The organism is Pantoea sp. X-Soil-TKNS-1211 (genome assembly GCF_059730495.1).
In genome coordinates, this window is the sequence record NZ_AP035954.1 from 245,559 (window position 1) to 258,456 (window position 12,898).

Annotated in this window: 13 protein-coding genes; 7 read left to right on the forward strand and 6 right to left on the reverse strand. The window is 56.5% G+C overall.

From position 1 onward, the window contains the following. Window positions 1-326: 326 nt before the first annotated feature. The 3 genes from AC6I8W_RS21590 to AC6I8W_RS21600 all read right to left on the reverse strand — a co-directional run bounded on the left by AC6I8W_RS21590 (window position 327) and on the right by AC6I8W_RS21600 (window position 3,540). Window positions 327-1,787 (reverse strand): MFS transporter, encoded by a 1,461-nt coding sequence (locus AC6I8W_RS21590; protein ID WP_497838704.1) that lies wholly within the window; start codon window positions 1,785-1,787, stop codon window positions 327-329. Between the two features lie 79 nt (window positions 1,788-1,866). Further along, window positions 1,867-2,559: an RraA family protein gene (locus AC6I8W_RS21595; RefSeq protein WP_497838705.1), complete on the reverse strand. Its 693-nt coding sequence runs from the start codon at window positions 2,557-2,559 to the stop codon at window positions 1,867-1,869. Between the two features lie 3 nt (window positions 2,560-2,562). Further along, complete coding sequence (locus AC6I8W_RS21600; RefSeq protein ID WP_497838706.1) at window positions 2,563-3,540, reverse strand: hydroxyacid dehydrogenase; 978 nt, start codon at window positions 3,538-3,540, stop codon at window positions 2,563-2,565. Between the two features lie 493 nt (window positions 3,541-4,033). Here AC6I8W_RS21600 and AC6I8W_RS21605 point away from each other — a divergent pair, with 493 nt between their 5' ends. Genes AC6I8W_RS21605 through AC6I8W_RS21630 form a run of 6 tightly spaced genes read left to right on the forward strand, consistent with a single transcriptional unit; the run spans window position 4,034 to window position 9,137 of the window. Continuing rightward, window positions 4,034-4,438: a DoxX family protein gene (locus AC6I8W_RS21605; protein ID WP_497838707.1), complete on the forward strand. Its 405-nt coding sequence runs from the start codon at window positions 4,034-4,036 to the stop codon at window positions 4,436-4,438. A gap of 33 nt (window positions 4,439-4,471) precedes the next feature. Continuing rightward, entirely contained in the window at window positions 4,472-4,948 is a 477-nt protein-coding gene (locus AC6I8W_RS21610) for a GlcG/HbpS family heme-binding protein (RefSeq protein ID WP_497838708.1), read from the forward strand. Between the two features lie 4 nt (window positions 4,949-4,952). Beyond that, a complete protein-coding gene (locus tag AC6I8W_RS21615; RefSeq protein ID WP_497838709.1) occupies window positions 4,953-5,609 on the forward strand; it encodes a sugar dehydrogenase complex small subunit in 657 nt (218 codons plus the stop codon). A gap of 24 nt (window positions 5,610-5,633) precedes the next feature. After that, a complete protein-coding gene (locus AC6I8W_RS21620) occupies window positions 5,634-7,226 on the forward strand; it encodes a GMC family oxidoreductase (RefSeq protein WP_497838710.1) in 1,593 nt (530 codons plus the stop codon). A 3-nt stretch (window positions 7,227-7,229) separates the two neighbouring features. Continuing rightward, window positions 7,230-8,624, forward strand: a complete 1,395-nt coding sequence (locus AC6I8W_RS21625) for a c-type cytochrome (RefSeq protein ID WP_497838711.1) — start codon at window positions 7,230-7,232, stop codon at window positions 8,622-8,624. A gap of 45 nt (window positions 8,625-8,669) precedes the next feature. Continuing rightward, the gene (locus AC6I8W_RS21630; protein WP_013511659.1) at window positions 8,670-9,137 is read left to right on the forward strand and encodes a GlcG/HbpS family heme-binding protein; all 468 of its coding nucleotides are present in this window, start codon (window positions 8,670-8,672) and stop codon (window positions 9,135-9,137) included. Window positions 9,138-9,172: 35 nt separating this feature from the next. Here the strand turns inward: AC6I8W_RS21630 and AC6I8W_RS21635 are convergent, their stop codons facing one another. Both AC6I8W_RS21635 and yefM read right to left on the reverse strand, forming a co-directional pair. Beyond that, the gene (locus AC6I8W_RS21635) at window positions 9,173-9,427 is read right to left on the reverse strand and encodes a Txe/YoeB family addiction module toxin (protein ID WP_497838712.1); all 255 of its coding nucleotides are present in this window, start codon (window positions 9,425-9,427) and stop codon (window positions 9,173-9,175) included. Then, entirely contained in the window at window positions 9,424-9,675 is a 252-nt protein-coding gene (gene yefM, locus AC6I8W_RS21640; RefSeq protein WP_013511657.1) for a YoeB-YefM toxin-antitoxin system antitoxin YefM, read from the reverse strand. The genes AC6I8W_RS21635 and yefM overlap by 4 nt, the downstream gene beginning before the upstream one ends. Before the next feature lie 215 nt (window positions 9,676-9,890). Between yefM and AC6I8W_RS21645 the strand changes: the two genes are divergently transcribed. After that, on the forward strand, window positions 9,891-11,831 hold the full coding sequence (locus tag AC6I8W_RS21645; protein WP_497838713.1) for a methyl-accepting chemotaxis protein: 1,941 nt from the start codon (window positions 9,891-9,893) through the stop codon (window positions 11,829-11,831). 40 nt (window positions 11,832-11,871) lie between these two features. Here AC6I8W_RS21645 and AC6I8W_RS21650 read toward each other — a convergent pair whose 3' ends face one another. Beyond that, window positions 11,872-12,864, reverse strand: a complete 993-nt coding sequence (locus tag AC6I8W_RS21650) for a class I SAM-dependent methyltransferase (RefSeq protein WP_497838714.1) — start codon at window positions 12,862-12,864, stop codon at window positions 11,872-11,874. Window positions 12,865-12,898: the final 34 nt, after the last annotated feature.

Genomic DNA, 12,898 nt, shown 5'->3' on the forward strand with positions numbered 1-12,898 from the left:
GACAATAAAACCGCCTGAACAAAGCGCGAAAATCGAGCCGCTACGAAGTGTCATCAATGCGTAAACAACGAAAACGTGCCCGCGTAGTAATGCACCATCCACGCGACATACACCAGCCATACCACTAACACGCCAGCCAAAGTCACTTTAGTTGTCATCTTCGTATCCTCTTGTTATGTGGGTGTGAAGACCCTGTGAGGAATAAGCTGACAGGAGACGCGGGAGAGGTTATTGCGCTGGATCAAAAAAGGGGATGCAAGTATCCCCTTGATGTTTTAATTGCGATCAAATCAGACAATTTGCGCAGCTTTTGCCACCACGCCGTGTCAGGTGTTGATCTCTTCCAGACGGCGATTGAGGGTACGCGGGCCGAAAACGCCAATGGTAAACACCACAATCGCCATCGCAACCGAGATCACCATAAACACCGATCCCACCCCCATCTCATGCAGCACCCAGGCGATGGTAAAGCCTGATAGCATGCCGCTGATGCGGCTGACGGAATACACCATACCAATGGCTTTGGCACGGAAACGCGTCGGGAACAGTTCCGCCTGGTAAGCGCGATAGGAGAAGGTCATGCAGGTGCTGGCGAGCGACAACAGCAAACCAAGGGTAACTAACATGACCGGCTGCGACTGCCACGAGAACACCGTGCCGACCAGGGCAATCGCCAGCGCTGAACCGCTCACCAGCCATTTACGTTCGATGCGATCGGCAAAGGTCATGGCCAGCAGCGGCCCCAGCGGGCTGGCGAAGGCGATCAGGAACGAGTACATCAGACTATGGGTAAAGGTTACACCTTTCGCCGCCAGTAGCGTTGGGATCCAACTGGCAAACCCGTAGTAGCCAATTGACTGGAAGAAGTTAAACACCAGCAGCATGATGGTGCGGCGACGATAGGGCGGTCGCCACATCTCATTTTTCACTGCGGGGAGGTTCTCCACCGGTTTTGTTGCTGCCAAATCAATCGGCGGTAATACCGCACCGGTTGATTTCGCCACCCGTGCTTCAAGTCGACGGACAATATCTTCCGCCTCCTTGTAGCGACCCTGCTCGACCAACCAACGTGGACTTTCCGGCAGGCCCATACGGATCAGCCACACCACCACCGCACCGATGCAACCGAACAGCACCACCCAGCGCCAGCCGCTCAGGCCGAACGGCTCCAGTGGCACCAGTTGCCAGGATAAAAAGGCGATGGTGGGAATCGAGGTGTATTGAATTGCCTGCACAAAGGCGTAGGAGCGGCCACGCAGACGCGCCGGAATAAACTCCGAAACGTAAGCATCAATGGTGACCAGTTCGGCCCCGACACCTATCCCGGAGACAATGCGCCAGAACACGATGGCATAAGGATGATGCTGAAACGCCATAATGCCGCTGGCAATGGCGTACACCAGCAGCGCGATAATAAACACTTTGCGACGCCCCATGCGATCCGCAAGGTTGGCAATCAACAGCGTACCAAGAAACACGCCGAGGAACATCGCGGCGACAAAGGCTCCGAGGCTGCTGGGGTCGAAAAAGTTGTGGCTACCGTGAGTGAAAATCCCTTCACGCACCATACCCGGCCCGACATAGGCGGTGAGAAATACATCGTAGACTTCGAACCAGCCGCCGAGCGCCAGCGCGAAAATGATTAACCACAACGGCCGTGCCGCAGGCAACCGTTCCAGTCGCGCGGAGAGCTGCGCGCCAAAGGTTTTCCCTTCTTCTGGTGTGAAGTTGTCACGCCAGGTAATCGGTGGCGGTAACGACTCGCTCAGTGAAATTTTCTTAAGCACGGTAGGGTACTCCAGTTTTTATAATGTTCGTGCAGGTGTAGCGGCGCGATTTATCGCGCCGCGAACGGTCATCAGGACGTTATAACGGGCAACCTTTTGCGCGCAAGATCGCGTTGAAGCGCTCGGGATCGTTGGTGCCGGCCATGTTGCTGGCGCGGATCTTCTCTTCACGTTGGGCGTGTTGTTGTACACGTGGCAGCAGCACACTCAGCTCGTCATGTGGAATGGCGATCACGCCATCGGCATCCGCCACGATCAGGTCGCCAGGGGAAATCACCAGACCGGCGCAGTGCACCGTGGTGTTGACCTCACCCGGACCGTCTTTAGATGGGCCACGCAAGGTATTGCCGCGCGCCCACACTGCCACACCGCCTTCGGCCCACTCGTTGAGGTCACGCACTGCACCGTCTATGACAAAACCGGCGATTTTTTTCGCCACTGCTGAGGTACGCATCAGGCCGCCAATCAGCGCCTGAGTGAGGTCGCCGGATCCATCCACCACAATCACATCACCCGGCTGTGCCAGCTCGATCGCTTTGTGGATCATCAGGTTATCACCGGGACGGACTTTCACCGTCAACGCCGGGCCACACAGCACCAGTTGCGGATCGTTGTGATACGCCGTCAGCCCCAGCGCACCGACGCTGCGGCCCATCGAGTCACCAATATTGGGCACAGGCAGCTGGCGGAAAGCTTCCAGCGTCGCGTTATCAATCTGTGGGCCGCGTTCGCCAATAAAATAGCCAATCGGCCAGTCACTACGCATCGTCATAAGTTAACTCCGGTTAAGCACCTGCGGATTAACACAGGCGGGAAGGTAAATGTGTTGATTATCGAGCCAGGCCAGACATTGACGTGCAGCGCTTTGCGCCACCGCGTCCAGCGCTTGCGGGGTAGAGCCACCAATATGTGGCGTAATAATCAGGTTCGGGAGAGTACGGAACGGATGACCGGCAGCCAGCGGCTCCTCCGCCACCGTGTCCAGTGCGGCAGCACGCAGCTGTCCATTTTGCAATGCCGTTGCCAGCGCAACTTCGTCCACCAGCTCGCCGCGTGCGGTGTTAATCAGGATCGCGCCTTTTGGCAGAAGTGCGAGCGAGTTCACATTGATCATCTGGCGGGTTTTCGGCGTCACTGGGCAGTGCAGGCTCAATACATCTGCCAGCGGCAGCAACGCATCCAGCGATGCACAACGTTGCGCACCTGCCACATCTGCATCGGCAGCCAGCGCCGGATCGAAAAATGCCACGTTCATCCCAATAGCCTCCGCGACCCGAGCGACCCGGCGACCAATTTCGCCAAAGCCCACCAGGCCGAGGGTTTTGCCCTGCAATTCTTCACCGTCACCGCTGCGGGTCCAGCGTCCGGCGGTCACTTCATGCTGAAAAAACGGCAGGCGGCGTGCGCAGTTGAGCATCAACGCCAGCGTCAGTTCTGCCACCGACTGGGCGTTGGTGGCGGGGGTGGTGAGTACCGGAATGCCGTGCTGCGTGGCGGCATTGACATCGATATTGGTGACGCCAACGCCATGTTTGCAGATGATTTTTAACGTCGGACAGGCCGCTATCGCTTTGGCACTCAGATCAACGGTACGCGAAATCACCGCGTCATAGGGCACGCTGCTCATGCGGCGTTCCACTTCTGCTGAATCGTTGGCGTTGTCCAGGTAATCCACGGTGCAATTGGCGTCAGCGAGTAACGTACGGCCTCCCTGGCCGAGGCTCGTGGTGGTCACGAGAAAGCGATAAGTCATGATGGTTCTCCGATAGGGTTTAGCGTCATCCTGGCATCGGAAACCGATAAAAAATATTCTGTGTTAGTTATCAATTCATTCCTGTCGGGAATTTATGCCACTTTTTTTACCCTCGGCTTTGCGTAAAATCGCGGCAAAAGCACCGCCATACTGCGTTAACAACTTGTTCACTTTCTGGTGACACCGCCAGAGGCATATTTGATAACCCTATTTGCTGGATGATCGCCCGGCAACGCTTCTGATTGCAGTGCTAAGCAACCGAACATCGTCAGGTTTAACCCTGATGTCATAGTGTGATCAACTTCAAACTATGTCCTCAACCATCTGTAACAAAAGAAACAATTGCTTACTTCCCTACGGGCAAAATTGTGCCACTCGCGCGCCCGCGCAAAAAAACAGCACCGTTTTTAGCCGCACAAATTGGTAAAAGTTAGTAAAGATTTAAAATGTACTGTCTGGTTCGTTAACAACTACATATCAGAATGGTTACATCATGAATCAGTCCAAAGATCTCGTTTCTGTCCTCGTCCGGCTCATGGCCGTGGGTCTGTTTTTTGCCTCCGGTCTCGACAAGATTTCGCACTACAGCGACAACCTGCAACTGATGGCGGACAACCATGTGCCGGGCTTCTTCCTGCCATTGGTGATCCTGCTGGAAGTGGGCGGTGGCGCGGCGATCGCCCTCGGTTTCCTCACTCGTTTCACCGCGATTTTTATGGCGGTGTTCTCGGTGGTTGCCGGTTTTCTGTTCTATCAGGGTTACAGCCATGCACATCTGATGGTGTGGTTGAAGAACATCTCCTGTGCGGCCGCGTTTTTGCTGTTGTGTCTGCACGGCGGTGGCAAATGGAGCCTCGATCATCTGATTCAACGTCGTCTCAAGGGCGCTAATAGTTAATCCCCTCTAACCCATTTAATTCAGGACTAAACCATGAAATTGATTCCAACGGCACTGCTGTGCACCGGCTTGTTCTGTGCCGCTGCACAAGCCGCCCAACCGGTTAACCAGGTATCTGTTCTCACTCATCAGCAGGCGCAGGCGCTGGTGACTAAAGCCGAGCAGATCATTCGTAGCCATCAGATCGGCGGCGTGGTGGCGGTGGTCGATCCCTTTGGTCAGTTGATCAGCTTTGATCGTCTGGATGGTGCAACCCTGGCGAACAGCGAACTGGCACCGAAGAAGGCCCATTCCGCTGCCGCATTTGGTGTTCCTACCGCCAGCTTCCAGCAGAAGATTGCGGCCGGGAATATTGGGATGTTGGGTAACCCGGCGGTGGTGCCTTTGCCTGGTGGTGAGCCGGTCAAACTGAATGGCGTGGTGGTCGGCGCGATTGGCGTCAGCACCCCGGATGGCAACGTTGATGCCGAAGCGGCCAAAGGGGCGTTGTCGGCCCTGAGCGCGGGTTAGTCTGATGGAAAGAAGACACTTTTTAAAACTGATGATGGCGACGCCGGTGATCGTCGCCATGCCGATGCAACCCTTGCTGGCTGCTCCGGCAGACAGCGGGGCAGCGCTGCTGCTGCGCGCCAGCGAACTGCTGACCGGGCGTCGCGGGCTGGATATCGGTATTACCGAGCGTCTGTGGACGCTGTTGTGCCAGCAGGACAGCACCTTCCCTGCACAACTCGCCAGCCTGATGGCACGTTTGAATGCGCTGCACAGCGAAGATCGTGAACAGATCGTCGCCCAATTAAGCGATGACGAGGTCAAAACCGCGCTGACGATTATTTCGCCGTGGTATCTCGGCTATACCGGCCATCCTTCCACTACCAAAGCCGTGGATGACGCGCACTTTGTTACCTTCCTGTCGGCGCTGATGTATGAACCGACCAGGGATCACACCATCCGTCCTACTTACGCGCGCGCCGGGGGAGATTACTGGGCTGAAGTCCCGCCGGGCGTTAGCGCACCGGCGATGCCCGCCGAAATTCGCGCCTGGGGCGATCGCTCACCGGTGGCCGCCAGCACCATCAAAGAACCGGAAGCCCCGTGGTTGCTGATGATTCAGGGTAAAGCCAAAACCCTCGTGGAAGCCGAGGCGTTACTGGCGCAACACAACAACACATAACAAGAACGTGAGCAGGAAGACAAAATGAGCGAATTTGATGCTGATGTGGTGATCATCGGCTCGGGCGCCCTCGGCGCCAATGCCGCTTACCAACTGGCAAAAGCCGGTAAGTCGGTGATTATGCTGGAAGCCGGGCCGTATATTCCGCGCTGGAAAGTGGTGGAAAACTACCGCAACGGTGCCAGCAAACGTAACTGGTGCGCACCTTACCCTAATCTGCCGTGGGCACCCAACTCCTATACCGAAGGTTATATCGACGCCAAAGGTGATGACGATTTCGAGTACGTCACCAGCTATCTGCGTGTAGCCGGGGGCAGTACCCGCCACTGGGCCTCCGCCTGCTGGCGTTTGTTACCCAATGATTTCAAGCTGAAAAGCGTTTACGGTGTCGGTCGTGATTGGCCGTTCGAATACAGCGAGCTGGAACCCTGGTATCTGCAAGCCGAACGTGAAATTGGTGTGGTCGGCAGCGGCGAAGAGGATCAGAGTGGCCAGGGGCGCGGTCACTATCCACCGCGCTCGGCGGAATATCCGCTGCCGCCCGAGGCGAAGCCTTATATGGTGCAGCGTATGCAGGCCAAACTCGGCCCGATGGGTTACCAGGTGGTACATGAACCGCACGCGCGTGTCTCCCGTCCCTATGATGGCCGCCCGGCCTGCGCCGGAAATAACAATTGCGAACCGATCTGTCCGATTGGTGCCATGTATTCCGGCGACATGCATGTGGATAAAGCGGTGGCGCTGGGCGTCAAACTGCTTACCGAATGTGTCGCCTGGAAGCTGGAGAAGGGGCCGGGCAATAAAATTGTCGCCTTGACCTACCGCAAGCCGGATGGCAAGGATACGCGTCTGACCGCCAAAGTGTTTATTGTTGCCGCGCATGGGCTGGAAACCCCGAAGCTGTTGCTGATGAACGACATTGCCAACAGTTCCGATCAGGTTGGCCGCAACCTGATGGATCACACCGGCCTGAGCCTGACGTTTCTCGCCGATGAACCGCTGTGGACCGGTCGTGGATCGGTGCAGCACGGCACCATCGCCAATCGTCGCGATGAAGCGAGTCGCGCACAGCATTCCGCCATTCGTTACTCACTGCGTAACCTGGTGCCTAATGTCGATGTCACGGTGCCGCTGCTGAAACAAGGCATGATGGGCCAGGCGCTGGATGACGCCATCCGCGATCGCGCTTCACGCATTATGAACATCAGCACCATGAGCGAAACGCTGCCCAGTCCGACCAACCGCGTGGTGCCGAATTACGATCGCAAAGATTCGATTGGCCTGCCAATGCTGAAGGTCAATTATCACCTCGACAGCTATGTGCGTGGTATGCGCCCACAGGCTTACAAAGACTTTGCCAACTTTTTGCAGGCGTTTAACGGTGAAGTGATTGAAGCGCCGACCGGCTGGCGTAACCAGTACCACATTATGGGTACCACCATCATGGGCGATAACCGCCAGGACTCGGTGGTTGACGCCGATTGCCGCAGCTGGGATCACCCCAATCTGTTCCTCGCCACCACCGGCGTAATGCCGACGTCGGCTACCGTTAACCCGACGCTGACCGGCATCGCTTTGGCGATCCGCATGGCGGCGACCATTGCCAGCGAGGTGTAAACGATGCGTTTAAATCAGTTATTCAGCATCGCCAGCCTGTTGCTGGTCAGCAGCCTGAGCCTGGCGCAAGACGCTTCACCGGATCTGGTTAAACGCGGGGAGTATCTGGCGATTGCCGGAGACTGCTCCGCCTGCCATCGCAATCCTGAAAGTGGCAAACCTTTTTCCGGCGGCTACGCCATTCAGTCGCCGATGGGGTTGATTTACGGCTCGAACATCACGCCGTCGAAAAGCGCGGGTATTGGTCGTTATAGCCTGGCGGATTTCACTGCGGTGATGCGAGAAGGGAAAGCACCGGGGAATCATTATCTCTATCCGGCGATGCCTTACACCGCGTTTGCCGGGATGTCGGATGACGACATCCACGCGCTTTACTCCTACCTGATGCTGGGCGTGCCCGCGGATGACCATCCAGCCCCGGAAACCCATCTGCCATTCCCGTTCTCTTTCCGTCCGGTGATGGCGATGTGGAACCTGATGTTCCTCGATAAAAGCGCGGTGCCGGGCAGTGATGCGGCGGCAGGCAGTGCTGAACGCGGCGAGTATCTGGTGCGAACCCTGGCGCATTGCTCCACCTGCCATACACCGCGCAACGGCATGATGGCGGAGCAGGGCGATCGTTTCCTCTCCGGCGGGAAAGTCGGCAGCTGGAGCGCGCCGAATATCACGCCAGATGCGCAGGCCGGGGTTGGTGACTGGAGCGAAGCGGAGATCGAAACCTACCTGCGTACCGGCGCGCTGCATGGCAAAGCGATTGCTGCGGGTGAGATGGGGACGGCGGTACAGAATTCGTTCTCGAAAATGGATGACAGCGATCTCCAGGCCATTGCCCGCTACCTGAAGCAGGTGCCCGCGATTGGCGGAAGCGATCGCAAAGCACCTGCCGTTGCGCCCGCCAGCACGCCGCTGTCGGCGATTGAAACCGGCATGAAAGAGGATATCAACGATTACGTCTCGGCGGATGCCATGAGTGGTGCGCAGTTGTATAACGGTGCCTGCGCCACCTGCCATGCCAGTGATGGTCGCGGCACTCATGATGCTCAGCGTTTTTACCCGTCGCTGGTGGGTTCCTCTGCGGTGCTGTCCAATGATCCGGCCAACCTGATCATGACCATCGCCGAAGGGGTGGATCGTAATACCTCATCAGGCCACGCCTTTATGCCGGAGTTCCGCACCCAGTTCAGCCAGGCGCAACTGGCGAAGGTGGCGAATTACGTCTCCACCAGCTTTGGCAATCCACAACACATCATCACCACCAAAGATGTGCAACAAACGTTGCAGGGGGAAAGCGGTAGTTGGCTGATTCGTTATGCCCAACCTCTAACTATTGCTGGCGCTGTTATCGCGCTGGTGGTACTGCTGTGGTTAGTTTATATCCTGCGTCGTCGACGCGGTTAACTTACGGGAGCCGCGATCTGGCTCCCTTATTATGGAGTGATTGAAATGAAAAAGATCCTGTCTCTGGCGCTGCTGAGTGCGGCCCTGTTCAGTGCAGCGGGTGCTCAGGCGGTTACCACGCAAACCATTCTGACGCAGGTGGACGCGCAAAAGCTGATCGCAGCTGCGCAGGAAAAAGCACATGCGCTGAATGCCAACGTCTGCATCGCGGTGCTGGATCAATCCGGTGAATTGCTGGCGTTTCAGCGTATGGACAATGCGCCGGTCGGCTGCATTGATTCGTCGATTCTGAAAGGCCGTGCAGCGGCACTGTATCGCACACCAACCGACAAATATATGGAACGTGCCAACGGCAAAGAACCTGCCATTGCAACGTTACCGGGCGTGATCCCGTTGGGCGGCGGCTCACCGGTGGAGTGGCGCGGCAATACGTTGGGTGCGGTGGGCGTGAGTGGTTCGGCAAACCCGAATGAAATCGCCATCGCGAAAGCGGCGAGTGAGAGTTTTAAATAAATTGCCAGGGCCGGGCGTATGCCTGGCCTTGCACGTTAGTAGTGATAACGGCAGGCGGCGATTAACAGTGCGTCATCGCTCACTGCATAAACCAAACGATGTTCTTCTGTGATTCTTCGTGACCAGAATCCGGCCAGATTATGTTTTAAGGGCTCGGGTTTGCCTTTCCCTTCAAAAGGTGTTCTTTTGGCATCTTTGATGAGTTCATTGATTTTTTTGACCATTCTTTTGTCTGTATCCTGCCAGTAGAGATAGTCATCCCACGCTTCCTGCGACCATGTTAATTTCACTCATCAATTTCCTTTTCAATGGTATTCCCATTACGTAAGCTTTCAATTGAGTTCATCAGTCGTTTGGCATTGGCGGGTGAACGCAGAAGATAGGCGGTCTCTTCCAATGAATTGTATTCTTCCAACGACATCAATACACAGTCGTCACCATTCTGTCGGGTGATCAAAATGGGGGCTCGATCCTCTACCGTTTTCATCATCGTTTCCGAAAGATGTTGTCTGGCTTCACTGTAAGTTATGGTGCGCATGTTTTTTCCTCTGTTTTGTACTTATCATTGTACAATGATGAATCAAATTTAACCACCGCTGTTTAGCATAAATTCTAATCGGGCTGCTCACTTACTGATCAGACCTGCTGACCCATCAAGTTCCCCTTCAACGCGCCGATAGATTACCTGAAGGAATGTGAGAGCACAGGGAGTGGTTCTTGTTACCGAAAAGTGTCGACTCCAGGAGCGCCAGCATGGCCAAACGACTGTCTGATAAGAAAAAAATGAGCACCCGCACGCAAATGCTGCTGACGGGAGCCTTAACCATTACCCTCGGCTTTACCGTCACCATTGGTGTACTTAACTGGCAATCCAGCCACCAACAAAAAAATCTGGCCGAAAATTACCTGCAACAAATCGCGCAGAGCCAGGCGCTACAAATCCAGCAGGATCTCAGCTATGCGCGCGATGTGGCGCACAACCTCGGACACAGCATTATCGCGCTGCCAGGCGCGGGGGTGCAGGATCGTAAAGTCATCGACAAGATGATGGAATCCACGTTGCGCGACAATCCCAGCTACCTGTCGGTCTCGGTGATTATGGAAGAGAACGCCTTTGATGGCCGTGATGCCGAGTTTGCTGCGCAACCGGGGCAGGCACCGAAAGGCCGCTACGCCTGGTTTGTCGATCGCGACCAGGCTGGCAACTTTGCCATGCATCCGCTGGCCTCGATCTTTACGCCGGGCCAGGGTGATTACTATCTGCTGCCGCAGAAAAGCCAGAAAGATACGTTGATTGAACCCTATAGCTACGCTTACAACGGCGTGCCCACGTTGCTCACCTCGGTCGCTGCACCGATCGTCAGCCAGGGCAAGCTCTGGGGCGTGGTGACCTCCGATATTTCCCTTGCCTCCTTGCAGGATCGGGTCAATAAAATTAAACCCTGGGCGGGCACCGGCTATGCCATGCTGCTCTCCAGCGCCGGAAATGTGGTCTCTTACCCGGATAAAAGCCAGACCAGCAAAGCGTGGAAAGGCAATACCAACAACTTCAGCAGCGCGGTCAGCGAGCGTCATGACGACATCCTGGGTGAAAATGCCCTGGTGACCTGGCAGCCGATCGTCATCGGCAACAGTGACCAGAAATGGTATCTCGGCGTGGTGGCACCGGTCAGCGAAGTGATGGCGGCCGCCAATCGTCAACTGATTAACGCCATCGTGCTGATGGTCCTCAGCATCCTGTTGGTCAGCGCCTTGCTTGGCATGTTGTTCAGCCGCAAAGTGCTGAAACCGATTGGTGGTGAACCGCTGGAAGCGGCGACCATCGCGCTGGCCGTAGCGGATGGCAAGCTGGATAACACCATCGCGGTGAAAAACCGCGATACCAGCAGCCTGTTCTATGCGTTGAATACCATGCAGGATCAGTTACGCGATATCGTCGGCCAGATTCAGGATGCCAGCGCCTCGGTACGTCAGGGCGCGGGTGAAATCGCCAGCGGTAACCTTAATCTTGCGTCACGCACGGAACAACAGGCCGCCGCCCTGGAGCAAACGGCTGCCAGTATGGAGCAGATCACCGCCACGGTGAAACATAACGCCGCGAATGCGCATCAGGCCACCACGCTGACCGACAATGCGACGCATATTGCCAGCCGTGGCGAGGCGTTGGTCGGTGAAGTGGTGCAGACCATGGCGCAGATTGATGACAGCGCGAAAAAGATTGGCGACATTACCGCCATCATCAACAGCATCGCCTTCCAGACCAATATCCTGGCGCTGAACGCTGCGGTAGAGGCGGCACGTGCCGGTGAACAGGGGCGTGGTTTTGCTGTGGTGGCCTCCGAAGTGCGCAACCTGGCGCAACGCAGTGCCAACGCGGTGAAAGAGATTGCCGCATTGATCGAGGAATCCAGCCAGCGGGTCGACAGCGGTGTGCAGCTGGTGCGTGATGCCGGGAAAACCATGCAGGAGATGACCCAGGCGGTGAGTTCGGTACGTACCATTATCGGCGAAATCGTCACTGCGTCGGATGAGCAGGCGCGGGGTATCAGTCAGGTGACGATCGCGGTGAATGAAATGGATGGCACCACCCAGCAGAACGCCGCACTGGTGCAACAGATGTCAGCCGCCGCCAGTTCAATGGAAGATCAGGCCGCGCAACTGGCACAGACCGTCGGACGTTTTCATCTGGCCTGATGCGGGTCGTAGCGGCGCGATAAATCGCGCTGCTACACATTTATATTCTCGCTTTACGCGCCAGATGGACATCCAGTGGCGACATCGGGAAGGGTTGCATACGCTGGGTCGCTTCGATGATAAAACCTGCTTGCTGCAACGCCTGAGTCAGCTCACCCTGTTGCGTGACGGTGTAACCTCGCATCATTAATGGCGTGAAAAACGGCAGCACCCGACGCGCTTCATCTGGTTCGTCAGGCACCTCGGCATGTGCGCTGATCAGCAATCCGCCCGGTTTCAGGCGGCGGTAAAATTGCTGCAACATCGCCTGGCGATCTTCGACAAAATACAACAAGGACGAGCACCAGATAATATCGACCTGCTCGCTCTCCGCCAGTTGCGAACGGGCGCTGAATCGCCCGGTTAATCCAGCACGCTCGATATTCTGCTGCGCCACGCTGGCGGTTTTTGGCAGATCGAGCACTACGCCGGAAAGCTGCGGGAAACGCTCCGCTAAAGCCAGGGTGATCAGGCCCGGTCCACCGCCCATATCCAGCAAGCGGGCGGGACGCTGAAAATCTGCCAGTTCACTGGCGATGGCGCAGGCGGTGTCGCCGCTCAGCGCCCGTTGTTCCTGGGCGATCTGGCTCATTGCCGCATCAGCCCAGGCGGTTTCAATCTCCAGCGGATCCTGCCAGCCGGGCGTGTGGCGCTTCAGCAAGTCAGGCAGTTTGCGGGCGAACTGCTGCAACAGCTGCTGACGATAATGCCAGGCATCACCGATATAACGTGCTCCGCTATGGCACAGGTACGGTTGTGCCGTTTGCACGGTCTGGTATCTCTCCCGATTGCGCTGCAACAATTTCCCGCTCCACAGCAGGCGCAGCCAGTGCTCCACCGGTTCAGGCTGACAGCCAAAATGACTTGCCACCTGCGAGGCATCCGCCGGATGGGCCAGAAAGTCAAATAAGCGCTGCTCAAAAGCCAGCGCCACCGCACCGCTCAGGGCATGTTGCGCCAGCAGGTTATCGAGAAAAGGTAATGGGGATGCCATAGTAGTCTCCAGATCGAAGGTGATGGCAACAGAC